The sequence below is a fragment of the Streptococcus sp. SI1 genome (assembly GCF_030439945.1).
Lineage (GTDB): Bacteria > Bacillota > Bacilli > Lactobacillales > Streptococcaceae > Streptococcus > Streptococcus intermedius.
The window spans coordinates 245,617-270,139 of sequence record NZ_JAQFJE010000003.1 but is presented as its reverse complement, the minus strand read 5'-3'; the positions used below and the strand labels follow the sequence as shown (position 1 = coordinate 270,139).

The following is a 24,523-nucleotide window of genomic DNA, read 5'->3' as shown; positions in this document are numbered from 1 at the left end:
TTAAAAAATTAGGAAACACTGGTATTTTTTTCTGAAAAGTGATAAAATAAACAATGTAAGTGGGGAAACCCATAAAAATAAATAGGAGGCCTAATACTAATGGCAATCGTTTCAGCAGAAAAATTTGTCCAAGCAGCTCGTGACAATGGTTATGCAGTTGGTGGATTTAATACAAACAACCTTGAGTGGACTCAAGCTATCTTGCGTGCAGCAGAAGCTAAAAAAGCTCCAGTACTTATCCAAACTTCTATGGGTGCTGCTAAATATATGGGTGGTTATAAAGTATGTAAACTCCTCATTGAAAGCCTTGTAGAATCAATGGGAATTACTGTACCAGTTGCTATTCACCTTGACCATGGTCATTATGAAGATGCGCTTGAATGTATCAAAGTTGGTTACACTTCAGTTATGTTTGATGGTTCTCATCTTCCAGTTGAAGAAAACCTTGAAAAAGCTCGTAGAGTGGTTGAATTTGCGCATGCAAATGGAGTATCAGTGGAAGCTGAAGTCGGTACTATCGGTGGTGAAGAAGACGGTATCATCGGTGACGGTGAATTGGCTCCAATTGAAGATGCAAAAGCAATGGTTGAAACTGGAATTGACTTCCTTGCAGCAGGTATTGGTAACATTCATGGACCATATCCAGCTAACTGGAAAGGTCTTCACCTTGATCACTTGCAAAAATTGACAGAAGCTGTTCCAGGCTTCCCAATCGTATTGCATGGTGGCTCAGGTATTCCAGATGATCAAATCCAAGCAGCTATCAAATTGGGTGTGGCAAAAGTCAACGTAAATACTGAGTGTCAAATTGCTTTTGCTAAAGCTACTCGTAAATTTGCTGCTGAATACGAAGCAAACGAAGCAGAATACGATAAGAAGAAACTCTTTGACCCACGTAAATTCTTGAAATCAGGTTTCGAAGCAATTACAGAAGCTGTTGAAGAACGTATCGACGTATTCGGTTCAGAAGGTAAAGCTTAATTAGGTTATAGAACAAAAAATCTCGCTACGGCGGGATTTTTTTCTATATCTTTGGGATAAAAGTAGGCCTTGTCTGAGTTGAATTAAGAAGTTGTAAAATTTTTGCTTGACAAAACAAGTCAACATGGTAGAATAAGGAGGTAGCAATCGCCGATTTAGCTCAGTTGGTAGAGCAACGCACTCGTAACGCGTAGGTCGTAGGTTCAAGCCCTATAATCGGCACTATTGAAGGTCTTCATCATATTGAAGGTCTTTTTGTTTATTGTCTATAAAATGTGGTTGTGTAAAAAGCAATAGAATCTAGTCAATTTATGAAACATAAGTAGCTTATTCAGATCTCGTAACCACTTACCTGTCCAAATGAACCACTTACTGAAAATCGCTTGAATTTCATATGACAATTGGTATAATGAATAAAGAAAAGTGAGAGGAGCGTTTATGAAAATTCGAGTAGAACTAGATTCTAATTTGGAAGAAGCAGAAATTGTCATTAAGGCGCCTCGCTTTGATGAGCAGATAGAGCGTATTCAGCGTTCCTTGGAAGAAGTTGCCAAACCGTCCATTCTTTTTTACAAAGATACGAGCGAATATTATGTTGATTTAGCAGATATCCTTTTCTTTGAAACGGATGGAAATAAAATTTTTGCGCATGCTCGGAATAATGCTTATGAAGTCAAACTAAAATTGTATGAGTTGGAAGAATGCCTGCCGCGATATTTCTGTCGTATTTCTAAATCAACGATTACAAATATTAAAGCAATCTATTCATTAGAAAAGTCTTTTTTCAGGAACGAGCAGTATTCGTTTCTATGATACCCATAAGCAAGTACATGTATCTAGGCATTATTTTCAATTCTTAAAAGAAAAATTAGGTGAAATGAGGTAAATATTATGAGAAAAACATTATTTGGAGTAGGGCTTTTAGTACTGGCTGGTTGGATACTGTTGCAAGGGAATTTTGGTATTCCATCTATTCGCTTCAATTTTTGGCCACTGCTTGTTGTGCTGGTTTTTGCTTACTTTGCACTTGAAAATTTTTGGAGAGGAAATTTATCTGGCGGGGTTATTTTAGCCATTATTTCCCTAATCGTTGCAAATAGTAGTTATCACTTTTTGCCAATTTCATCTGGAACAATTTTCTTAGCAGGTATTCTGGCTTCTATTGGAATTGGGTTGATTTTCAAACCAAAACGAATTTGGGGTATTTATCATGGTCAAAATGCTCGTCGTGTCATAAATGGAGACATCAATTTTGGGAGTGGTACACGCTATATCAATTCGGATGATTTTACTTATGAAACACTAGATTGTGCTTTTGGGAATGCTACGGTTTATTTTGACAATGCTACCATTAAAGGAAACTCTGCAACTTTTGATATTGATGTATCTTTTGGAAATGCTACATTATATGTACCAAGTAATTGGCATGTAGAGTTAGATGTGGATAACGCTTTTGGCACAGTGACGAATCCTCGTAATATCAATGAGAAAGATAAGACTCTTTATGTAAAAGGAGATGTATCTTTTGGTCGCTTAGGAATTATTTATGTTTAAAATTTAAGAAAGTTATTGATCTACTTGAATTTTGAAATATAAGGAAAATAGTCTTGCAAAATCTTAAAAATTGTGATAAAATTTTACGGTATGTGGTATAAAGCCCGTGAAACTAATCAGGAGGACAAGTATAAATGGCAAAAGTATGTTACTTTACAGGTCGTAAAACTGTATCAGGAAACAACCGCTCTCACGCAATGAACCAAACAAAACGTACTGTGAAACCAAATCTTCAAAAGGTGACAATCTTAGTTGATGGTAAACCTAAGAAAGTTTGGGCTTCAGCACGCGCCCTTAAATCTGGCAAAGTTGAACGTGTTTAATTAACGAAAGGATGAGCCTTTGAGAGGTTCATTTTCTTTTGTCTGAAATAGCAGGTTATGAATATCTCTTTTTCGATAAAAGTTGACTGAATCCTTTTAAATATCTACTCTCTCTTGTACAGTCCGCGTAAAATATGGTAAAATAAACTATAAAATACTTTTGAGGTAGAAATTATGACTGTAAAAATCAATACAAAAGATGGTCAAATTGAGCTGACAGATGATGTTATTGCAACAATTGTTGGCGGAGCGGCAACTGAAATTTTTGGTGTAGTCGGAATGGCCAGTAAAAATGCCATTAAAGATAATTTCCAAGCTTTATTAGGAAAGGAAAATTATGCAAAAGGTGTTGTAGTAAAAACAACGGAAGAAGGAAGCATTGCTGTTGATGTGTATACAGTTTTGAGCTATGGTACTAAGATAAGTGAAGTGTCTAAAAATATTCAAGAGCGTGTGAAATTCAGTCTTGAGAATCAGCTTGGAATTACTGCTGAAACAGTAAATGTCTATATCCAAAATATTAAAGTTGTAGGAGAATAATCGTGTCAAATATTACTACTAGTTTATTTCAAGAAATGGTGCAGTCTGCATCTACTCGTTTGAATAAACAGGCTGAATATGTCAATTCTTTAAATGTTTTTCCTGTGCCGGATGGTGATACGGGTACCAATATGGGAATGACTATTGAAAATGGGGCAAAGGAAGTTGCAGATAAATCTGCTTCTACTGTTGGTGAAGTGGCTGGAATTTTTGCTAAAGGTCTCTTGATGGGAGCGCGTGGGAATTCTGGTGTTATTACTTCACAGCTTTTCCGTGGTTTCTCTCAAAGTGTGAAAGAAAAGGAAGAATTAACAGGGCAAGATTTAGCTCTTGCTTTTCAGGCTGGAGTTGAAGTGGCCTACAAAGCTGTGATGAAGCCCGTTGAAGGAACGATTTTAACTGTTTCTCGCGGGGCTGCAATCGGTGCTAGAAAAAAAGCAGAAGAAACAGACGATGCTGTTGAGGTGATGAAGGCAGCTCTTGAGAGTGCTAAGATAGCTCTTGCGAAAACACCAGATATGCTTCCGGTCTTAAAGGAAGTGGGAGTTGTGGACTCTGGTGGTCAAGGTTTGGTGTTCATCTACGAAGGCTTTTTGGCAGCGTTGACAGGTGAATACATTGCATCCGAAGAGTTTCAGGCAACGCCTGCGACGATGACGGAAATGATTAATGCAGAGCATCATAAGTCAGTAGCGAGTCATGTGGCAACAGAAGACATCAAATTCGGTTATTGTACTGAAATCATGGTGGCTTTGAAAAAAGGTCCAACGTATGTAAAAGAATTTGATTATGATGAATTTCGCAATTATTTGAATGAATTGGGGGATTCACTCCTTGTCGTCAATGATGATGAAATTGTAAAGGTTCATGTCCACACAGAAGATCCAGGCTTAGTCATGCAAGAAGGCTTGAAATATGGAAGTCTTGTCAAAGTCAAAGTAGATAATATGCGCAATCAACATGATGCACAAGTTGAAAAGGAAGAGCGTGAGAACAAGCAAGCTGCTGAAGAAAAGGAATATGCTGTTATTGCAGTTGTGGCTGGTGAAGGTTTGGCAGAAATCTTTAAGGCGCAAGGAGTAGACTACATCATCTCCGGTGGTCAAACAATGAATCCTTCGACAGAAGATTTTATTAGGGCAGTTGAACAGGTCAATGCTCGTCACATCATTATCCTGCCAAACAATAAGAATATTTTCATGGCGGCACAATCGGCAGCTGAGGTAATTGAACAACCTGCTGCAGTAATAGAAACAAGAACGATTCCGCAAGGTTTAACAAGCCTACTGGCTTTTGATTCAAGTAAATCTATTGAGGAAAACCATGACCGAATGACAGCTGCTCTTACAGATGTTGTAAGTGGTAGTGTAACAAGTGCTGTTCGTGATACAACGATTGACGGTCTTGACATCCATGAAAATGATTATCTTGGTATGGTAGATGGAAAAATTGTTGTGTCTAATCCGGATATGTTGACAACATTGAATGAAACATTCAGTAAAATGTTAGATACAGACAGCGAAATTGTGACGATTTATATCGGAGAAGATGGCAATGAAGACTTGGCCAATGAATTGGCTCAAGATATTACTGAAAAATTTGAAGATGTAGAAGTGGAAATCCATAAAGGTGGACAACCAGTTTATCCATATCTTTTTAGTGTTGAATAAAATCAAAGAATCATTGAAAGGCGACTCAACCGAGTCGTCTTTTTTGTGACATTTGTCATGTGAAACGATGACAAAATCATCTAGTTGGAATTTTTGACAAAATATATAATAGAATTATCAAAAGGAAAGGCAGCTGGTCTATGAAAAAGATGTTTGATTCTTTTGTTGCTTATGATAATGATGTTCAGCTCTCTATATTTTAGTGACTCAGCAATCAATGAGAATTGGTCATTATAATGTAATATCTTGATGAAGACTGATAACGAGTATTCTGTACGGCTTGTTCTTTGGAAGTAGGATTAGGACTGCTGGTATTTTACACTATTTTTGGAGTGTCTTTGCAATCTTGGTTGCTCAGTCTTTATGTATGTACTTATCAAGGAGGAAAAAGATGAATTTGATTGAAGTAAAGGATTTATCCAAAGAGATTCGTGGGAAAGAAATTTTGAAAAATATTTCTTTTACAATTAACGATGGAGAATGTGTGGCGTTGATTGGTCCAAATGGGGCTGGGAAAACGACACTAATGGATTGCTTGTTGGGCGATAAGTTTCTTACAGGTGGACAGGTCAGGATTCAGAGTTTGCAGCCGACAAATAATCAATTGAAACAGGTAGTTGCTATTTTGCCACAAGAAAACACAGTCGTGGCAGATTTGAAGGTAAATGAACTATTAAACTTTTTCCAAAGTGTTTACCCAAATAGTTTGAGCAATCAGGAAATTGATGTTCTGTTGAAATTTACGGATAAGCAAAAAGAACAGTTGGCCAGTAAATTGTCTGGTGGACAAAAACGGTTACTTTCTTTTGTTTTAGCTCTTATCGGGCGTCCGAAGATACTCTTTTTAGATGAACCAACTTCTGCTATGGATACTTCTACAAGACAGCATTTTTGGGAAGTTGTGGATGAACTAAAGAAAAATGGTGTGACTATTGTTTATTCTTCTCACTATATCGAAGAAGTGGAGCATACAGCGGATCGTATTTTAGTGCTACATAAGGGAGAACTAATCCGAGATACGACGCCGTATGCCATGCGTAGTGAGGAACAGGAAAAACACTTCACTATTCCACTTTCTTACCGAGCTATTGTAGAAAACTTACCTGAAGCAACCGAAATCGAAATCAAGCAAAGTGCTCTGTCTTTTGCAACTAAAGAGGCCAGTAAAGTATGGCAAGTCTTGATCGATAATGGTTGTACGATTGAGGAAATTGAAGTACGCAACCGAACGTTGTTGGATAGTATTTTTGAGACAACGCAAGAGTAAAAGGAGATCTATCATGAAATATATGACTAGTTTAATGAAGATTGAGTTAATTTTGATGAAGCGACAAGCAGCCTATTATTTACTGTCTATCGGTTTACCCAGTGTTTTTTACTTAATATTTTCTGGTATGATGTCAGGGAATGCACCAGCTAGTGTACTTCAGGCATATCTCTTCTCAATGACTGTTTTTAGTATCATGTCTAGTGCCTTCTTTAGTATTCCAAGCACTTTGCAGTCTGATAAAAATAATAACTGGCAAAAAATGATTCAGCATTCACCGATTTCTATGGTAAAATACTATATATCCAAACTTTGCAGTACGCTGCTGACTTTTATGCTTTCTATAATCGTAGTCTTCTCGATTGGGCATTTTGTTCGCGGGGTTAATCTGCCAATGGTGGACTGGCTTCTTATTGCCTTGATACTTCTGGTAGGAAGTGTGGTCTTTATTGCCATGGGTGTATTGGTCAGTCTCTTGCCAAGTGCTCAGCTTATGTCTGTAGTGGGCAATATCGTCTATATGGCCCTGGCTGTTCTGGGTGGTCTATGGTTCCCTCTGACCATGTTCCCAAAATGGCTCCAGTCAATCGGTAAGCTGACGCCAAGTTATCAACTGATGCAGGTCGTGTCTTCTTATCTAGAACATCATCAGTTCAATGGCAAGGCAGCTTTGATTGTTCTGATTTATACGATTTTGGTTAGCATTCTTGTGCTGCAACTCAAAAAGCGAATTGAGGTAAAATAAAACCATGTGGGAAAAACTTAAACAAGTCCACTATATGTTTCATATTGCTCTGGTCTTTATCATTTTTCCAGTGGCGGGAGTGATTAGTGGGGAATACCCGCTTTTCCTCTTGCTTTGGACAGCTATTTTTGTTGCGGCTTACTATGCGGTTTTGCTAAGCAACCATCGCCTTATCCAGTTTTTTTCTTGGTGGCTCTTGATTGCTTACATATATTATGGTTCTGTCTGGCTAAATACAGGTTTTACCTGGTACATTTTTTATCTATCTAATCTGCTCATTTACGAACTAGATGATATTTCTTTTAAATCCTGGCGCTTTTTGACCTTTATCGCCTTGCAGCCCATTATTGTGATGACTAATTATTTGATGGGTAATGTTGGTCCAGCAGAGCTGATCTTCTTTATTGTAACCTTTCTCTTTTCAGATGGTTTGACTTTTGGTCTCCATCGGATTCAAACGACAGAGCGAATCAAGGAAGAAAAGGTCAAGCAAAATGCCCAGCTGAATCTTTTCCTGGCAGAAAATGAGCGCAATCGGATTGGTCGAGACTTACATGATAGTCTAGGACACACCTTTGCCATGCTCAGTGTTAAAGCGGAGCTGGCTCAGCAGTTTTTGCAGATGGAAGCCTATGACAAGGCAGCAAAAGAACTGCAGGAAGTGCAAGAAATTAGTAAGAAATCAATGGCTGATGTTCGGCGGATTATTAACGATCTAAAGAATCGGACGCTGGACGAGGAACTAGTGACCATTCGTGCCATGCTGGAGATGAGCGGCTTTCAGGTAAAAATAGATAATCAGCTCAATGTTGCCAGTATCCCACCGAGTCAGCAGTCAACAATCAGTATGATTTTGCTGGAGGCTGCTACCAATATCATCAAGCATGCCAAGGCTAAAAAGAGCAATTTCTCTTTGCTAAAGAGAGAGGAAAAACTTGTTTTAGATATTCAGGATGATGGTTGTGGTTTTCAGAAGCTAACCGGACGGGAGTTGCATAGTATTCGAGAGCGACTGTCTGCCTTGTCAGGAACGATTGAGATTCTTAGCAGCCAAGATCCGACGTGGATTCGGATTGCATTGCCATACGGAGGGAAGGAAGCATGAAACTTTTGTTAGCAGAAGATCAAAGTATGCTGAGAGATGCTCTAGCTCAGCTCTTGCAGCTGCAGCCAGATGTCAAAGAAGTCTATCAGGCCGCGGATGGGCAGAAGGCTATTGACTGTCTCAGCTCAGAAACTGTTGATGTGGCTATTTTGGATGTGGAAATGCCTCATCAAACAGGCCTAGACGTTCTCGAATGGGTCAAGGCAAATCGACCAAATATCAAGGTTATCATTGTCACCACATTTAAACGTCCGGGCTATTTTGAACGTGCTGTAAAGTCTAATGTAGATGCTTATGTTTTAAAAGAACGCAGCATAGCTGATCTTATGAAAACGATTCAAACAGTATTAGACGGAAAAAAAGAATATTCTCCTGAGTTGATGGAAGTCATGATGACAAGTAAGAATCCCTTGTCCAATCAAGAAATTTTAGTTTTGCAAGCAGCAGCAAGAGGCTTATCTAGTAAAGAAATTGCGCAAAAGCTTTATCTATCAAATGGCACCATTCGCAATTATATGTCGAGTATTTTAATGAAATTAACAGCAGAAAATCGTTTGGAAGCAGTTCGAATTGCTCAAGAAAATGGTTGGATATAAATAAGTTTTTGTGAGATATGGATGCAAAGAAATTGAATATAATAGCTTAACTAGTTTTTTATCGCTTTTGTTTGATAAACTTTTTTAAATATGTTATAATCTTGAAAAAGAAGATAGGAGTTTTATATTATGTTATTTTTAGTAATGCCGATTGTTGTTATCGTCCTTATTATCGTTCTTTTTAGTTCGTTGTATGTTGTTCGTCAACAGTCTGTGGCAATTATAGAACGTTTTGGAAGATATCAAAAGCTAAGTAATAGCGGAATTCATTTACGCTTGCCATTTGGTATTGATCATATCGCAGCACGTGTGCAATTACGCCTGTTGCAAAGCGAGATTGTTGTTGAAACAAAGACGCAAGATAATGTATTTGTCATGATGAACGTTGCGACACAATATCGTGTGAATGAAAATAATGTAACAGATGCTTACTATAAATTGATTCGTCCAGAAGCTCAAATCAAGTCTTATATTGAAGATGCCTTGCGTTCATCTGTTCCTAAATTGACATTGGATGAATTATTTGAAAAGAAGGATGAAATCGCGCTTGAAGTCCAAAAGCAAGTAGCAGAAGAAATGTCTACCTACGGTTATATTATTGTTAAAACTTTGATTACAAAAGTTGAACCGGATGCAGAAGTTAAGCAATCGATGAATGAAATCAATGCTGCTCAACGGAAACGTGTTGCTGCTCAAGAATTGGCTGAAGCTGACAAAATTAAAATTGTTACTGCCGCAGAAGCTGAAGCTGAAAAAGATCGCCTTCATGGGGTGGGTATTGCAGAACAGCGGAAAGCAATTGTGGATGGCTTAGCAGACTCTATCAAGGAGTTAAAAGGTGCCAATATTGAATTGAAAGAAGAACAAATTATGTCAATTCTTTTAACTAACCAATATCTTGATACATTGAATAATTTTGCAGATAGTAAGGGAAATAATACAGTTTTCTTGCCAGCTAACCCTGATGGAGTTGAAAATATAAGAACGCAAATTTTATCAGCTCTCAAAGCAAAATAAAGAATATTCTGAATTGTTTTATTCGTCAAAATAAATGGCCTTTTCCGTTGACAAAACAAATAAAAACATTTAAAATATTTAATTAGAAATAATAAATAGGAGAAGGAAATGGCTAAATCTAACTTTGAAAAAGTAGAATCAGTTGTTGGTTGGGTTCGTGATAAAAAAATCACGGGTTATCGCATCAGTAAAGAAACGAACGCTCGTGAAATGTCTATCATTGCCCTTGCTCAAGGACGTGCTAAGGTGAAAAATATCTCATTTGAAACCGCTCTTGGTTTGATTGATTTTTACGATAAAAATCATGAAAAATTCGAAAACTAACTGATGAATTTTTAGCAGGTTACTAACCTGCTTTTTTTATTTATATTTATAAAATAGTAGAATTTTTATCAATCAAAATGAATAATTATAGACAAAAAGAACATGTTTATTTGATTTTTATTATCTATTTATGATGAATAATTTTACAAAAATATTATAAACTTATTTTGAGAGTGGATTTATTTTGGAAAAATATTCTGAAAAATTAGAAATATGATTTTTCTGTAAGCATTTGAAAGAAAATGTGTGTTTAAACTATTTATTTTTATTTGAATAAAAATTAGTTGTTTCGGAAGAAGTTTGAGATTATAAGATAGAAAATAAAGACGAAGCCAGAGAAAATCTTTCAGCTTCGTCTTTTTCATAGTTATTCAAGGTAACGTTGTAGGAATTCTTTCGTACGTTCTTCTTTCGGGTGAGTGAAAATGTCTTCTGGTTTACCTTCTTCGGCAATGATACCTTTGTCCATGAAAATGACACGGTTTGAAACACCTCGTGCAAATTCCATTTCATGGGTGACGACGATCATAGTTAAACCATCTTGAGCAAGGTCTTTCATGATTTTCAGTACTTCACCAACCATTTCAGGATCAAGAGCTGATGTTGGTTCGTCAAATAAAATGGCATCAGGATTCATGGATAAGGCGCGTGCAATAGCAACGCGCTGCTTCTGTCCGCCAGAAAGCTGTTTTGGTTTTGCTTGCCAGTAAAGTTGGCCCATACCGACTTTTTCAAGATTTTCTTTGGCGATTTTTTCAGCATCTGTTCGTTCTCGCTTGAGAACACTTGTCTGTGCGACAATGGTATTTTCAAGAACATTGAGATTTTCAAAAAGGTTGAAACTTTGGAAAACCATGCCAAGTTTTTCGCGGTAGTGGGTGAGGTTATAGTTTTCTGCTAGCACATTTTCGCCACGATAAAGAATTTCTCCTCCACTTGGCTCTTCAAGGAGATTGATAGAGCGCAAGAAGGTTGATTTTCCACTACCGGAGCTTCCGATGATAGAGATGACTTCTCCGGAGTGAACAGTAAGAGAAATATCTTTTAAAACTTCATTTTGTCCGTAGGATTTTTTTAGATGCTTGATTTCTAAAATAGTATCACTCATGCCTTAGCTCCCTTCGTCTGCATTTGATTAGCACCTGTTGTATACTCATCTGTGTCAAAGCGACGTTCTACATAACGGAGAATGCGTGTTACTGTAAAAGTTAAGATAAAGTAGATAACGGCAATAATTGTAAAGGTTTGAAAATATTGGTAAGTTTGGGTGGCAATAGTATTTCCTGAAAAATACAGTTCCACAACAGAGATAGCATTCAATACGGAAGTATCTTTAATATTGATGACAAATTCATTTCCCGTTGCAGGTAGGATATTACGTACGACTTGTGGAAGGACAACTTTACGCATGGTTTGATTGTGTGTCATTCCCAGAGCAGTTGCGGCTTCAAATTGTCCCTTATCAACAGCGAAAATACCTCCCCGGACAATCTCACTCATATAAGCACCTGTGTTGATAGAGACGATAAAAATGGCGGCAATTGTACGATCAATAGAAACTCCAAATGCTTGCGCTGTTCCATAGTAAATAACCATAGATTGAACAATCATAGGTGTTCCACGGAAAATTTCGATGTAGATATTCAGGATCCAACCAAATAAGGTTTGTAAAATAGCTAGACTTTTGTTTTTCGCTGTGGGGGCTGTGCGGTAGATGCCGATTAAGAGCCCGATGATGAGTCCTGCAATTGTACCAGTAATGGAGATGAGAAGAGTCAAACCAGCTCCGCGCAGAAATTGTGGCCAGTTATCTTTCAAAATCTTTGTCACTTGTCCGAAGAAGCTGGTCTTATCTTGACTAGAGCTTGTTTCGACAGGTTGATGTTGAATCATTTTATCCATTAAGGAGGCTTGGTCTTTGGAGCTGATTTTGGCAATGGCAGCATTGACTTGTTCTAGGCGAGAGTCATTTTTGCGCATTCCGATTGCGATTGTGGAATCTTCTTCACTCACTTCAAAACCTTTTTTGAACTGAATCATTTTAAATTTTGAGTTAGCTGCTTCAGCTGTGAGAGCTTCAGGGCGTTCGGAGATGTAACCATCAATCACTCCTGATTCAAGCGCTTGGCGCATTTGAGCGAAATCTCCCATTGCGGTTTCTTGTTTAGCACCAGTCAATTGAGATATCAGATTATAGAGATAGACACCTTGTTGGGAGGTGATTTTTGCTCCTTTGAAGTCATTCAAATTTTTGGCATTTGCATAGGCGCCATCTTTTTTGACCAGCATTACTGGCTCACTGGTATAATAACTCTTTGAAAAAGCAATTTCTTTTTTCCGTTCAGCTGTTGGACTCATACCAGCTACAATCATGTCCAATTTTCCTGATGTCAATGCAGGAATCAAACCATTCCAAGAAGTTTTGACCACTAAAGGCTTCTTGCCTAGTGCCTTTGCGACTTGTTTTGCAATTTGGACATCGTAACCGTTGGCATATTGGTTGGTACCTTCAATTTTGACTGCACCATTTTTGTCATCATCTTGTGTCCAGTTGAAAGGAGCGTAAGCCGCTTCCATTCCGATACGCAAGTATTCATCAGCTTGAGTTCTATTTGCAAATCCGAAACTAAGTAACAGAAGTGATAATAGTGATAAGAATAATTTTTTCATATTTTTCTCCTCATCTAAAAATATCTTCCTTCCATTGTACCGAAAAATGAAATGCTTTTCAATATTAGTAAACCCGTACTTAAAAAAATGGTATAATAAATCTGACTAGTAAAAGGAGGGTGTCAGATGAAAAAGTTCTTTTGGGGTATAGTGATTTTTTTCTCATGTTTATTCTTTAGTCAGCATGTTTTAGCTGTGAGTTATGACATCGAATCTTACAAAGGGGATCTACAGATTCATTCAGATAATACGGCAACTTTTGTTGAGATAGTCGATTACCGTTTCTCAAGCCATTATAATGGACAAGTTATTACTTTAGGGACATCTGGAAAAGTTCCTCGTGGCTTTGATGTAGAGGGAAAACCAACGATTCGGGCTTTGAAAAATGGTCAGCCCAAGACCAATATTACTGCTGTTCAAGAGCGTATTGCAGGTGGTTATAAATATAAAATTTATAATGCTGGCAACAAAGGGGATCGTGTAAGGATTGAGATTACTTGGAAACTGAAAAATATGTTGTTTGTCTACAATGATATTGTAGAATTGCATTGGATTCCGATTAGTGATTGGGATAAAAAATTAAATAATGTGGAATTTCGAATTACTCCTCCGGCTACTTCACAACAGACTGAATTATATGCTCATACAGGCTATTTTATGAAGCCAGCTCAAGTGACACGAGAGGGAGATAGCTATCTGATTCGTGTAGCAAGTATTGCTAGAAATAGTAACTTAGAATTTCATGCATATTGGAATCGGTCGCTAATAACTGTTCCGGAGAATAGTTTAGCTGTTATAAAACGCAATTGGTTGCAAGAGTTTCGTCGAGTTGAAAGGGAAGTTGCTACTGATACAAAAAGATACCAGAAATTGGTAGACTGGGATTTACCACTTGCTTTGGTGTTGGTTGGTCTGATTAGTTTGGCTTTTTACATTGCTTTTCATCTTAGTACGAAACCTCGTGCAACATTTCCTAAGCATGCTCGTTTGTACGAAATCCCGCAAGATTTACCACCAATGGTCATTGCTTCAAATGTTTTTTCGGTAGATTTGACAGAGCTGAATCCTACTAAGAAACAAGAAACTGCTCTGAAATTTGAAAACCTTATCCAAGCCACTTTGCTGGATTTGATTGATCGAGGGAATCTTGTTTTTACAGATGATACAAAACAACCACAATTGCAAAGAGTAACAGACAAAGGTTTATCGGATTTTGAACAAGAATTTTTAAATATGGCTATGGGGGACAACAACCAGATCCTTTTGAAAAATCTATTTTCAGATTTTAAAATTGACAATAAGATATATAGCAGAGGTGAGCGGGCTGTTCGTAGTGCAGGAAACAGAGTGAAAAATCTGTTGCAACATTATTTAACAACTATTACAGAAGATATCCATGAAATCATTGAGCGAGAACAATTACCGAATAATTATCGCTCAGTTACTAAAAAGGAATTCTTGTATTTATATCTGGCAATGTTTCTTATGGAGCTTATTGCGATAGGGTCTTTTGGTGTCCTAGCTTGGATTTTATTGATATATGGACTTGTTTTTTATCGCTTTGCAGTCAGTTTTTTCATTGCCGGTGGAATGCTGTATTACCTTTTGAGAAAATGTAAAATGGTGAAGCGTGATGGCGTCTTAAATGAAGAAGGGGCAGAAAACCATTATTACTGGAAGAGTTTTGCTAATATGTTGCATGAGATTGCTCATTTAAAGGACACAGAAGTGGAAGGAGTGATTTTGTGGAACAGATTATTGGTTTATGCTGCTATGTTTAATTGTGCAGATAAGGTATCCAAGACGATGAAATTACGCAAAATCACAATTGATAATCCATCGATGAATGCTTTTGTTTATCAGGATATGTCGTATGATTTTCATACTAGTTCGCACGCTTTTGTGAGTTATGGAACAGCAGCTAATTCGGCTAGCAGTTTCTCCGTTTCATCAAGTGGAAGTAGCGGTGGTGGCTTCTCTGGTGGTGGCGGAGGCGGAGGCGGCGGTGCCTTTTAACCAAATGCCCTATTCTCTTGTTTGAAATTATGCTATAATGAAACAAATCAATCTTAGGAGACGAAAATGTTTATCATTGAAATTTTGAAGTCCATTATCTTTGGGATTGTGGAGGGAATTACAGAGTGGCTGCCAATTTCGAGTACAGGTCACTTGATTTTAGTTCAAGAATTTCTCAAATATAAAAATCAGAATGCTGCTTTTATAGAGATGTTCAATGTTGTAATCCAATTAGGAGCGATTTTAGCGGTTGTAGTGATTTATTTTGATAAATTAAATCCGTTTAAACCTGAAAAGACAGCGCGTGAAGTGCAGAAAACATGGCAATTATGGGCCAAAGTGGTGATTGCAGCTGCACCGGCTGCCATTATCGGGCTGCCTTTGGATGATTGGTTTGATGCTCATTTTTATAACTTCATTTCTGTTGCCTGTATGTTGATTATCTATGGTGTTGCTTTTATTTTGTTGGAAAAACGCAATAAAAGTGTGGAACCAGCGATTACTAATTTAGAGCGTTTACCTTATAAAACCGCTCTCTACATTGGATTGTTCCAAGTATTGTCACTTTTCCCAGGTACCAGTCGTTCAGGGGCAACCATTGTGGGTGGGCTTTTGAATGGTACTAGTCGTTCTGTGGTGACAGAATTTACTTTCTTTCTGGGAATTCCCGTTATGTTTGGAGCTAGTGGTTGGAAAATCTTGAAGTTTATCATCAAAGGACATACACTGGGGTTTGGGCAGCTCTTTCTTTTGCTTGTGGCAATGGGTGTTGCATTTGGGGTCAGTCTCTATGTGATTCGTTTCTTGACAGATTATGTGAAAAAACATGATTTTACAATCTTTGGGAAATATCGTATTGGCCTTGGAGTCTTGCTGATTGTTTACGGAATTTTTAAAGCTATTTTTTAACCGATTCAAAACTCAACAGCTTTTGTTGAGTTTTTTAGTTCGTCAAAGAAAACAAAAGCTGTCTATTTTTTGTAAAAAAGACCAAATTTTAGTATAATGAGAAGACTAGAAGTATGAGGTAATGCGATGGAAATGAAGCAAATTAGTGATACAACGATTAAAATCACAATAAAATTAGAAGATTTAGAAGAACGTGGAATGGAGATGGCAGATTTTCTCGTTCCGCAAGAAAAGACAGAAGAGTTTTTCTATGCAATTTTAGATGAGTTGGAAATGCCAGAGAGTTTTTTGGATAGCGGTATGCTCAGTTTTCGTGTAACCCCTAAACCAGACCGACTGGATGTTTTTGTCACCAAGTCTAAGATTGATAAGAATCTGAACTTTGATGATTTAGCAGATTTACCAGATGTAGAAGAGCTGTCTCAAATGTCTCCAGATGAATTTTTAAAGACATTAGAAAAAAATATTTTTGAGAAAAGCAAAGACGATATTGAAGCTGTTCGGTCTTTAGAAACGGCAGAAGCAGAAAATAGTAGAAGCACTTCTGATGTGGAAGAACAAGAGGAAGATAATGACGAGCTAACACAAAAATATATATATTACATTTTGAAGTTTGCCAACCTAAGAGAAGTGATTGTTTTTGCTAAAACGGTAGATTATACCGTCAATACTTCAGAGTTATACAAAATGGACAGTCACTATTATTTGACAATTTTGGTTGATATTGAAGGCCATCCTAAGCGATATCCGGCTTGGCTTCTTGCATCTATGCGTGAACATGCAGAAGATACAGCTGTGACAAGAGCTGTTTTGCAAGAGCATGGTTACTTATTGCTTGTCAACGATGCGGTTTCCAATCTTCAAAAGGTTAAATGATTATGATTCCCTTTCCCTTAAAATTTATTTTGGTTTTACTAGGAACCTTTTTCATTGGTGTGATTCTCACGCCCTTGGTTCGTTTGTTAGCATTTAAGATAGGTGCAGTAGATTATCCAAATGCTCGCAGAATCAATAAAAAGCCAATGCCAAGTAGCGGTGGGTTAGCTATCGTTATTGCTTTCTTAGTTGCTACGCTTGTGTTAATGCCGATGATTGTGCAGGCAACTTTTTCTGGAAAGACCTATTTTGATTATATATGGCCTGTTGCTTTAGGAGGCGGTATTATCGCTCTAACCGGGCTGATTGATGATGTGAAAGAGTTGAAACCCTTAGCAAAGATGTCAGGGATTGTGTTAGCTGCCGGTTTGATTTGGTTATTAACGGATTTTCGTTTGAATCACTTTAAAATTCCTTTTGGCGGTCCGTTGCTACACTTTGCACCTTGGTTATCTTTCATTTTAACGGTTATCTGGATTATTTCAATTACCAATGCTGTCAATTTGCTTGATGGGCTGGACGGATTAGTGAGTGGTGTATCTATTATTTCATTGGTAACAATGGGAATCGTTTCCTACTTCTTCTTGCCAGAACACAATGTTTTTCTAACCTTAACTATTTTTGTATTGGTCATGTCTATTGCAGGATTTTTTCCTTACAACTATCACCCAGCGATTATTTATTTGGGTGATACGGGGGCACTATTTATCGGCTTTATGATCGCAGTTTTGTCATTGCAAGGCTTGAAGAATGCGACAGCTGTTGCTGTGATTACTCCGATGATTATTCTGGGGGTACCAATTACAGATACATTTTTAGCGATTGTGCGCAGAACTTTATCTGGTCAAAAATTTTATACGCCAGATAAGCGTCATCTTCATCACCGTTTGCTATCTTTGGGGTTGACACACCGTGGGACAGTCTTAGTTATTTATGGGATTTCTATGATTTTTGCCATGATTTCTCTTTTGTTAAATATCTCAAGTCGTATCGGTGGTGTGCTGTTGGTGATTGGATTGCTCTTTGGAGTGGAGCTGTTAGCGGAGCTCATTGGTATTTTGGGGTCAAATCGGACACCACTTCTTAAGATTCTCCGATTTATTGGCAATTCTGCCTATCGGGAAGAAATTCGTAAACGGTTCAGAAATAGAAGAAAGAAATAGAGTTTGAGGAAAACAAAATCAAAGCCTTTTTGGCTTTTTTTTGCTATACTTATAAAGTATATAATGGATAGGAAGAAAGGAAAGTTTGCCATGTCTGTCTTAGAAATCAAAAACCTCCATGTAGATATTGAAGGAAAGAAAATTTTGAAGGGAGTCAATTTGACTCTTAAAACAGGAGAGGTTGCTGCCATTATGGGGCCGAATGGTACAGGGAAGTCCACCTTATCGGCGGCGATTATGGGAAATCCAAATTATGAGGTGACCAAGGGAGAGATTCTCTTTGATGGTGTCAATATTTTAGAACTGGATGTGGATGAACGAGCTCGTATGGGACTTTTTCTTGCTATGCAGTACCCAAGTGAAATTCCAGGTATTACCAATGCAGAATTTTTGCGTGCAGCCATGAATGCAGGTAAAGAAGATGATGAAAAAATCTCTGTCCGTGATTTTATCATGAAATTGGATGAAAAAATGGAATTGCTCAATATGAAAGAGGAAATGGCAGAACGTTATCTGAATGAAGGTTTTTCTGGTGGTGAAAAGAAGCGCAATGAAATTTTACAATTATTGATGCTGGAGCCGACATTTGCACTATTGGACGAAATAGACTCTGGCCTAGATATTGATGCCTTGAAAGTCGTATCGAAGGGTGTCAATGCTATGCGTGGAGAGAATTTTGGTGCCATGATTATTACACACTACCAACGCTTGTTGAATTACATTAAGCCTGATGTGGTTCATGTTATGATGGACGGGCATGTGGTGGCTTCGGGCGGACCAGAATTAGCTGTTCGTTTAGAACAGGAAGGCTACGCTAAATTAGCTGAAGAACTTGGTTTTGATTACCAAGAAGACGCCTAGTCAACCCTTCTTTTTACTTATAAAAAATAGGAGGATGAAATGACAAAAGAAACCATTAAACACTTTTCACAAATGCATGCGGAGCCTGAATGGTTGGCAAATCTTCGACAAGCTGCCTTTGATAAAATAGAAGAATTGAACTTACCGATTATTGAGCGCGTGAAATTTCACCGCTGGAACTTGGGAGATGGTACACTTTCGGAAAATGAAGCTTTTGCTCACGTGCCTGATTTCACAACTCTGAATGACCATTTAACATTGGTGCAGCTTGGAACACAGACTGTTTTAGAGCAATTGCCGGCTGAACTAGCGGAGCAAGGAGTTATCTTTACAGACTTTTACACTGCTCTTGAGGAAATTCCAGAAATCATGGAAAAGTATTTTATGTCTTCAGTTAAATATGATGAAGATAAGCTGGCAGCCTACCATACAGCTTATTTCAATAGTGGAGCGGTGCTCTATATTCCAGATAATGTTGAAATCAGTCAACCCATTGAAGGTATTTTTTACCAAGACAGTGAAAGTGATGTACCATTTAATAAGCACATTCTAATTATTGCAGGGAAACACTCCAAGTTTACCTATTTAGAGCGTCTGGAGACCTATGGTTCTGGCAGTCTTTCTGCAACAGCAAATATCACGGTGGAAGTCGTTGCCCAAGCAGGATCACAGATTAAGTTTTCAGCTATTGATCGATTGGGTGAAAATGTCACAGCTTATATCAGTCGTCGGGGTAAGTTGGAAGATGATTCGATGATTGACTGGGCGATTGGGGTTATGAATGAAGGCAATGTGATTGCTGATTTTGACAGCGATTTGTTCGGCCGTGGAAGTCATGCAGATATGAAAGTGGTAGCTCTCTCTCGTGGCAAACAGACTCAAGGAATTGACAGTCGTGTTACGAACTATGGTTGCAATTCGATTGGTAATATCCTCCAACATGGAGTGATTTTGGAAAAGGGAACGTTGACTTTTAACGGAATCGGTCACATTATCAAGGGAGCCAAGGGAGCAGATGCTCAACAGGAAAGTCGAGTGCTCATGTTGTCTGATAAAGCACGTTCAGATGCTAATCCTATTCTTTTGATTGATGAAAATGATGTGACAGCTGGGCATGCGGCGTCTATCGGTCAGGTAGATCCAGAAGATATGTACTATCTTATGAGTCGAGGGCTAGATCAGGCAACGGCAGAACGGTTAGTAGTGCGTGGTTTCTTAGGTTCTGTGATCGTTGAAATTCCGGTCAAAGAAGTCCGTGCTGAAATGATTGAAAATATTGATAAAATTTTGGCTAAGAAATAAAAAGATAGGAAAAGAAATGTCTAAACTTGATGTAGAAGCTGTTCGGAAGGACTTTCCAATTTTGAATCAAATTGTCAATGATGAGCCACTAGTTTATTTGGACAATGCAGCAACGACCCAAAAGCCAAGGCAGGTCTTAGAAGCGGTCTTGGCTTATTATGAAAAGGATAATGCTAATGTCCATCGTGGAGTTCATACACTTGCTGAGCGAGCAACGACGGCTTATGAAGCTGCGCGTGAACGAATTCGCTCCTTTATCCATGCTGCTTCAACGAAGGAAGTTCTCTTTACGAGAGGTGCGACGACTGGCCTCAATTGGGTAGCGAGCTATGCCGAAAGTGTGTTACAACCAGGGGATGAGGTGCTGATTTCCGTTATGGAACATCATTCTAATATTATTCCTTGGCAAGAAGCTTGTAAGAAAACAGGTGCTAGATTGATTTATGCTTATCTAAAAAATGGCATGCTAGACCTTGCTGACCTTCAATCAAAATTAACTAAAAAGACACGGTTTGTTGCGCTGGCTCATGTTTCTAATGTACTAGGTGTGATGAATCCTATAAAAGAAATAGCTGGGATGGTTCATCAAGTAGGAGCACTTTTGGTGGTGGATGGTGCTCAATCAATCCCACACATAAAGATTGATGTTCAAGACTTGGATGTTGATTTTTTTGCGTTTTCAGGTCACAAGATGTTAGGTCCTACTGGCATTGGTGTTCTCTATGGTAAAGAAGAATTCCTGAAGAAAATGTCTCCGATTGAATTTGGTGGAGAAATGATTGATTTTGTCTATGAACAGGATGCGACATGGAAAGAGCTTCCTTGGAAATTTGAGGCAGGTACACCTAATATAGCTGGTGCTATTGGCCTGGCTGCAGCCATTGACTATTTAGACAACATCGGGATGGAAACAGTTCATCAGTATGAGCAGGACTTGATAGCTTATCTATTTCCAAAATTACAAGCTGTTAAGGGTCTTACTATTTATGGTTCAGAAAACGTGGATCAGCGATCAGGTGTCATTTCTTTTAATCTAACGGGGCTTCATCCTCATGATGTAGCAACCGCTCTAGATTATGAAGGTGTGGCTGTCCGGGCTGGTCATCACTGCGCTCAACCTTTGTTGAGTTACCTAGGAGTACCAGCAACTGTTCGAGCTAGTTTTTATATATACAATACCAAAGCGGATTGCGACAAGCTCGTTGAAGCTTTGAAGAAAACAAAGGAGTTTTTCAATGGCACTTTCTAAACTCAATAGTCTTTATAAGGCTGTTGTGACGGACCATTCAGCTCACCCTCATCATCAAGGTCATTTGGATGGAGTAGAACAAGTTAGCCTCAATAATCCTACCTGCGGAGATGTCATCAGTCTGTCGGTTCAGTTTGATGAACAAGGAGTGATTGAAGATATTGCCTTTCTAAATTCTGGCTGCAGTATTTCTACAGCGTCAGCTAGTATGATGACTGATGTAGTTTTAGGAAAAACAAAAGGTGAAGCGCTCCAATTGGCAGAGATTTTCTCCCAAATGGTTCAAGGTAAGGAAGACAAGCAGCAGATGGCATTGGGAGACGCGGCTTTTTTGGCTGGTGTTGCCAAATTTCCACAGCGTATCAAATGCTCAACTTTAGGCTGGAATGCTCTTAAAAAGGCAATTGAGGAAGCTGGAAAGTCTGAAAAAAATTAATAATTGAGCTTAAATAAAAAATGTACCGCACCCCAAAAGTTAGACAAAAAAATCTAATTTTTGGGGTGCGGTACATTATCGCGATTTTTATAATTTTTCATTGACATATTGGACAAATTCATTCCACCATGATTTGAGAAAGAAGGGGCGTTCGATTCTTTCTGCTGAAAGCATAGAAATCGTTGGTGGTCGCTTATCAAGATAGCCTTTTCCAATTAAATCGTTGTCTGTATAAGTTAGTTTTCCAACAAGGGTACCCTTTTTTAAAGGAGTAGGATAGCCTTTTTTATTAGTTGTAAAATGTACAGTAGGCTTCTTGTGGTTGTATCTCCTCACAATGGTGAGTCTTTCACTTGCAATGGCAGTGACTTCATCTTTTTGACCGTTGATAATGCGAGCAGAGCTTTTATCATAGGATTCACCTTTTTTTACAAGAGTTTGGACAGTGAATTGCTGATAAATATAAGACATAAACCTAGAAGTGGCTGTGAAACGGGCGTTTTCATCTTTATCTGCATGATCGACATTGAGAAGGACTGTAATCAAACGCATGCCTCTCTGCTGGATTGTTCCGACAAAGGAAGCTCCTCCTTTATCAGAAGAACCGGTTTTTAGACCATCCACTCCAGCTCGAAAAGCCGGCATATCTTTAAGCATATGATTGGATGATGTAAGTGTCATACCTGCAAAGTTAGATGTAGCTTTTTGGGTAATTTCTAAAACTTCTGGATAATCAAGAATTAAACGACGAGCAATAATTGCAATATCATAAGCGCTCAATTTGTTTTCATCATCTTTGTTTGAACCAGGATAAAAATGTTCTTCTCCTAAAACAGAATTTTTAAGTCCAGAAGCATTGACAATAGTGGCATTTTTGATTCCCCATTGTTGCAATTTAGCTTTCATCAAGTCAACAAATTTTTTCTCACTACCTGCGACCTTCTCTGCTAAAGCAATCGCTGGGCTATCAGCACTTGCAATCAAGGAAGTTTCTAACAATTCTTTAACAGTGTACTTTCTAGCCTCTAATGGAACGTTATTAGTAGCTGGATTAACGGTTAATTGGTAAGGGTAATTAGAAATATCCACTGAGGTTTGGAGAGTGAACTTTCCTTGGTGAATGGCTTCATAGACCAAATAAGCTGTTAGCAATTTAGTAATAGAAGCAACTTCAACTGGCTGATTAGCATCTTTTTCATACAAGATTTTTCCAGTTGTAGCATCAACCGCAATAGCGTGCTTGGCGTCTACGTCAAAATTATCAGCCCAAACAATAGGAGTTAAGGTAAATAAGAGAGTCGTGACAAGTGTCATAATATATTTTTTCATAGTGATCCCTTTTTGTGAATTTATTATTATTGTATCATAAAATAAGGAGAGCTTCATAGAAAAGGGAGGATATTAGAAAAGATAAAAATGATTCGTTTTTATTTTTAAAGTAAGTTCTGGTATAATAGATAGGATAAGTAACGAATAGAGGAAAACATGAAATTTACAGAATTTAAGTTTAAAGATTATATTCAAGAGGCATTATTAGATTTGAACTTTGTCGAAGCGACAGAAGTACAGGAAAAATTGATTCCAATCGTACTTGCGGGTCGAGATCTAGTTGGAGAGTCCAAAACAGGTTCAGGGAAAACCCACACTTTTTTATTACCAATTTTTCAAAAGATGAATGAGGATGTAGAGAACGTTCAGGCTGTCATTACAGCTCCCAGTCGTGAATTAGCTAGGCAAATTTATCAAGCCGCATGTCAGATTGCTGCTTTTTCTGATAAGGAAATTCGAGTGGCTAATTATGTTGGAGGGACTGATAAAAGTCGTCAAATTGGGAAATTAACTTCTAGTCAGCCGCATATTGTCATTGGCACGCCGGGTCGCATTTATGATTTGGTAGCATCAGGTGATCTAGCTATTCATAAGGCACATACATTTGTAGTGGATGAAGCTGATATGACACTTGATATGGGATTTTTGATAACAGTAGATAAGATTGCTTCCAGTCTGCCAAAAGATTTGCAATTTCTTGTTTTTTCTGCGACCATTCCGCAAAAATTGCAACCATTTTTAAAAAAATACCTATCAAATCCTGTTATCGAGCAAATCAAGACCAAAACAGTTATTTCAGATACTATTGACAATTGGTTGATTTCCACAAAAGGCCGTGATAGGAATGAGCAGATTTATGAGATAACACAGCTGTTGCAGCCTTATTTAGCGATGATTTTTGTCAATACTAAGACACGAGCGGATGAATTGTATAGTTATCTAACAACACAGGGGCTCAAAGTGGCAAAGATTCATGGGGATATTGCACCGCGAGAACGCAAACGGATTATGAATCAGGTAAAAAAACTAGATTTTGAATATATTGTGGCGACAGATTTAGCAGCGCGGGGCATTGATATTGAAGGTGTCAGTCATGTCATCAATGATGCAATTCCACAAGATTTATCTTTCTTCGTTCATCGAGTAGGCCGAACAGGTAGAAATGGACTGTCAGGGACAGCAATTACACTTTATCAGCCAAGCGATGATTCAGATATCCGCGAGTTAGAGAAATTGGGTATCCACTTCATTCCTAAAATGATTAAAAATGGCGAGTTTCAAGATACCTATGATCGGGATCGTCGTGCGAATCGTGAAAAAACACCGGAGAAATTGGACACAGAAATGATTGGCTTGGTCAAAAAGAAAAAGAAGAAAATTAAACCGGGCTATAAGAAGAAGATTCAATGGGCCGTCAATGAAAAACGCCGTAAGACTAAACGTGCGGAAAGGCGTGCACGCGGGCGTGCAGAACGAAAAGCCAAGCGCCAACAGTTTTAGCCTTTACATTTCTTTATTGCTTCCATAAATAAAAACAATTCTTCTTTAGAAGACGAATGTGATAGACTAGTTTTGCTAGTCTATTTTTAT

General features: G+C 38.1%; 23 protein-coding genes, 1 tRNA gene and 1 pseudogene. 22 read left to right on the top strand and 3 right to left on the bottom strand.

Going from position 1 to position 24,523, the window contains the following annotated elements; genetic code table 11:
- Nucleotides 1–99: 99 nt before the first annotated feature.
- The 13 genes and pseudogenes from PCY10_RS05550 to PCY10_RS05490 all read left to right on the top strand — a co-directional run bounded on the left by PCY10_RS05550 (nt 100) and on the right by PCY10_RS05490 (nt 10,122).
- Nucleotides 100–981, top strand: coding sequence for a class II fructose-bisphosphate aldolase (locus PCY10_RS05550; protein WP_003073785.1), 882 nt, complete (start codon nt 100–102; stop codon nt 979–981).
- Between the two features lie 149 nt (nt 982–1,130).
- Nucleotides 1,131–1,203 (top strand) — tRNA-Thr (locus tag PCY10_RS05545).
- A 216-nt stretch (nt 1,204–1,419) separates the two neighbouring features.
- Nucleotides 1,420–1,867, top strand: a pseudogene (locus tag PCY10_RS05540) (LytTR family DNA-binding domain-containing protein).
- A gap of 5 nt (nt 1,868–1,872) precedes the next feature.
- Nucleotides 1,873–2,535 (top strand): hypothetical protein, encoded by a 663-nt coding sequence (locus tag PCY10_RS05535; RefSeq protein WP_021003102.1) that lies wholly within the window; start codon nt 1,873–1,875, stop codon nt 2,533–2,535.
- Nucleotides 2,536–2,669: 134 nt separating this feature from the next.
- Nucleotides 2,670–2,858: a 50S ribosomal protein L28 gene (rpmB, locus tag PCY10_RS05530; protein ID WP_003025909.1), complete on the top strand. Its 189-nt coding sequence runs from the start codon at nt 2,670–2,672 to the stop codon at nt 2,856–2,858.
- A 174-nt stretch (nt 2,859–3,032) separates the two neighbouring features.
- Entirely contained in the window at nt 3,033–3,398 is a 366-nt protein-coding gene (locus PCY10_RS05525) for an Asp23/Gls24 family envelope stress response protein (RefSeq protein WP_003025907.1), read from the top strand.
- A 2-nt stretch (nt 3,399–3,400) separates the two neighbouring features.
- Nucleotides 3,401–5,068 carry a DAK2 domain-containing protein gene (locus tag PCY10_RS05520; protein WP_021003101.1) on the top strand — a complete coding sequence of 556 codons (1,668 nt, stop codon included), beginning with the start codon at nt 3,401–3,403 and terminating at the stop codon, nt 5,066–5,068.
- Nucleotides 5,069–5,459: 391 nt separating this feature from the next.
- Nucleotides 5,460–6,335 carry an ABC transporter ATP-binding protein gene (locus PCY10_RS05515; protein WP_021003100.1) on the top strand — a complete coding sequence of 292 codons (876 nt, stop codon included), beginning with the start codon at nt 5,460–5,462 and terminating at the stop codon, nt 6,333–6,335.
- 13 nt (nt 6,336–6,348) lie between these two features.
- Nucleotides 6,349–7,080, top strand: coding sequence for an ABC transporter permease (locus tag PCY10_RS05510; protein WP_003078350.1), 732 nt, complete (start codon nt 6,349–6,351; stop codon nt 7,078–7,080).
- A gap of 4 nt (nt 7,081–7,084) precedes the next feature.
- Nucleotides 7,085–8,185, top strand: a complete 1,101-nt coding sequence (locus PCY10_RS05505) for a sensor histidine kinase (protein ID WP_301558938.1) — start codon at nt 7,085–7,087, stop codon at nt 8,183–8,185.
- On the top strand, nt 8,182–8,781 hold the full coding sequence (locus PCY10_RS05500; protein WP_021003098.1) for a response regulator transcription factor: 600 nt from the start codon (nt 8,182–8,184) through the stop codon (nt 8,779–8,781). The genes PCY10_RS05505 and PCY10_RS05500 overlap by 4 nt, the downstream gene beginning before the upstream one ends.
- Before the next feature lie 129 nt (nt 8,782–8,910).
- Nucleotides 8,911–9,798 (top strand): SPFH domain-containing protein, encoded by an 888-nt coding sequence (locus tag PCY10_RS05495; protein ID WP_003073765.1) that lies wholly within the window; start codon nt 8,911–8,913, stop codon nt 9,796–9,798.
- Nucleotides 9,799–9,906: 108 nt separating this feature from the next.
- Entirely contained in the window at nt 9,907–10,122 is a 216-nt protein-coding gene (locus tag PCY10_RS05490; RefSeq protein WP_003073762.1) for a hypothetical protein, read from the top strand.
- A 367-nt stretch (nt 10,123–10,489) separates the two neighbouring features.
- Here PCY10_RS05490 and PCY10_RS05485 read toward each other — a convergent pair whose 3' ends face one another.
- Together PCY10_RS05485 and PCY10_RS05480 are read right to left on the bottom strand one after the other, a co-directional pair.
- The gene (locus PCY10_RS05485; protein ID WP_021003097.1) at nt 10,490–11,230 is read right to left on the bottom strand and encodes an amino acid ABC transporter ATP-binding protein; all 741 of its coding nucleotides are present in this window, start codon (nt 11,228–11,230) and stop codon (nt 10,490–10,492) included.
- Complete coding sequence (locus tag PCY10_RS05480; RefSeq protein WP_021003096.1) at nt 11,227–12,792, bottom strand: ABC transporter substrate-binding protein/permease; 1,566 nt, start codon at nt 12,790–12,792, stop codon at nt 11,227–11,229. Before PCY10_RS05480 ends, PCY10_RS05485 begins: the two co-directional genes overlap by 4 nt.
- A 126-nt stretch (nt 12,793–12,918) precedes the next feature.
- On the opposite strand from PCY10_RS05480, the gene PCY10_RS05475 reads away from it, so the two are divergent.
- The 8 genes from PCY10_RS05475 to sufU all read left to right on the top strand — a co-directional run bounded on the left by PCY10_RS05475 (nt 12,919) and on the right by sufU (nt 21,604).
- Nucleotides 12,919–14,808 carry a DUF2207 domain-containing protein gene (locus tag PCY10_RS05475; RefSeq protein WP_112384633.1) on the top strand — a complete coding sequence of 630 codons (1,890 nt, stop codon included), beginning with the start codon at nt 12,919–12,921 and terminating at the stop codon, nt 14,806–14,808.
- A 66-nt stretch (nt 14,809–14,874) separates the two neighbouring features.
- Nucleotides 14,875–15,717, top strand: a complete 843-nt coding sequence (locus tag PCY10_RS05470; RefSeq protein WP_003073751.1) for an undecaprenyl-diphosphate phosphatase — start codon at nt 14,875–14,877, stop codon at nt 15,715–15,717.
- 126 nt (nt 15,718–15,843) lie between these two features.
- Nucleotides 15,844–16,593 (top strand): adaptor protein MecA, encoded by a 750-nt coding sequence (gene mecA, locus PCY10_RS05465; RefSeq protein ID WP_021003094.1) that lies wholly within the window; start codon nt 15,844–15,846, stop codon nt 16,591–16,593.
- The gene (locus tag PCY10_RS05460) at nt 16,590–17,756 is read left to right on the top strand and encodes a glycosyltransferase family 4 protein (protein ID WP_003073746.1); all 1,167 of its coding nucleotides are present in this window, start codon (nt 16,590–16,592) and stop codon (nt 17,754–17,756) included. The genes mecA and PCY10_RS05460 overlap by 4 nt, the downstream gene beginning before the upstream one ends.
- Nucleotides 17,757–17,846: 90 nt before the next feature.
- Entirely contained in the window at nt 17,847–18,617 is a 771-nt protein-coding gene (sufC, locus tag PCY10_RS05455) for a Fe-S cluster assembly ATPase SufC (RefSeq protein ID WP_009568102.1), read from the top strand.
- Nucleotides 18,618–18,656: 39 nt separating this feature from the next.
- Complete coding sequence (gene sufD, locus PCY10_RS05450; protein WP_021003092.1) at nt 18,657–19,919, top strand: Fe-S cluster assembly protein SufD; 1,263 nt, start codon at nt 18,657–18,659, stop codon at nt 19,917–19,919.
- A gap of 16 nt (nt 19,920–19,935) precedes the next feature.
- Nucleotides 19,936–21,168: a cysteine desulfurase gene (locus PCY10_RS05445; RefSeq protein ID WP_021003091.1), complete on the top strand. Its 1,233-nt coding sequence runs from the start codon at nt 19,936–19,938 to the stop codon at nt 21,166–21,168.
- A complete protein-coding gene (gene sufU, locus PCY10_RS05440; RefSeq protein WP_009568104.1) occupies nt 21,155–21,604 on the top strand; it encodes a Fe-S cluster assembly sulfur transfer protein SufU in 450 nt (149 codons plus the stop codon). Before PCY10_RS05445 ends, sufU begins: the two co-directional genes overlap by 14 nt.
- An 87-nt stretch (nt 21,605–21,691) precedes the next feature.
- Here sufU and pbp3 read toward each other — a convergent pair whose 3' ends face one another.
- Nucleotides 21,692–22,933, bottom strand: a complete 1,242-nt coding sequence (pbp3, locus tag PCY10_RS05435) for a D-alanyl-D-alanine carboxypeptidase PBP3 (protein WP_041787527.1) — start codon at nt 22,931–22,933, stop codon at nt 21,692–21,694.
- 156 nt (nt 22,934–23,089) lie between these two features.
- On the opposite strand from pbp3, the gene PCY10_RS05430 reads away from it, so the two are divergent.
- Nucleotides 23,090–24,433, top strand: a complete 1,344-nt coding sequence (locus PCY10_RS05430) for a DEAD/DEAH box helicase (protein ID WP_021003089.1) — start codon at nt 23,090–23,092, stop codon at nt 24,431–24,433.
- The last annotated feature ends 90 nt before the right edge of the window (nt 24,434–24,523 follow it).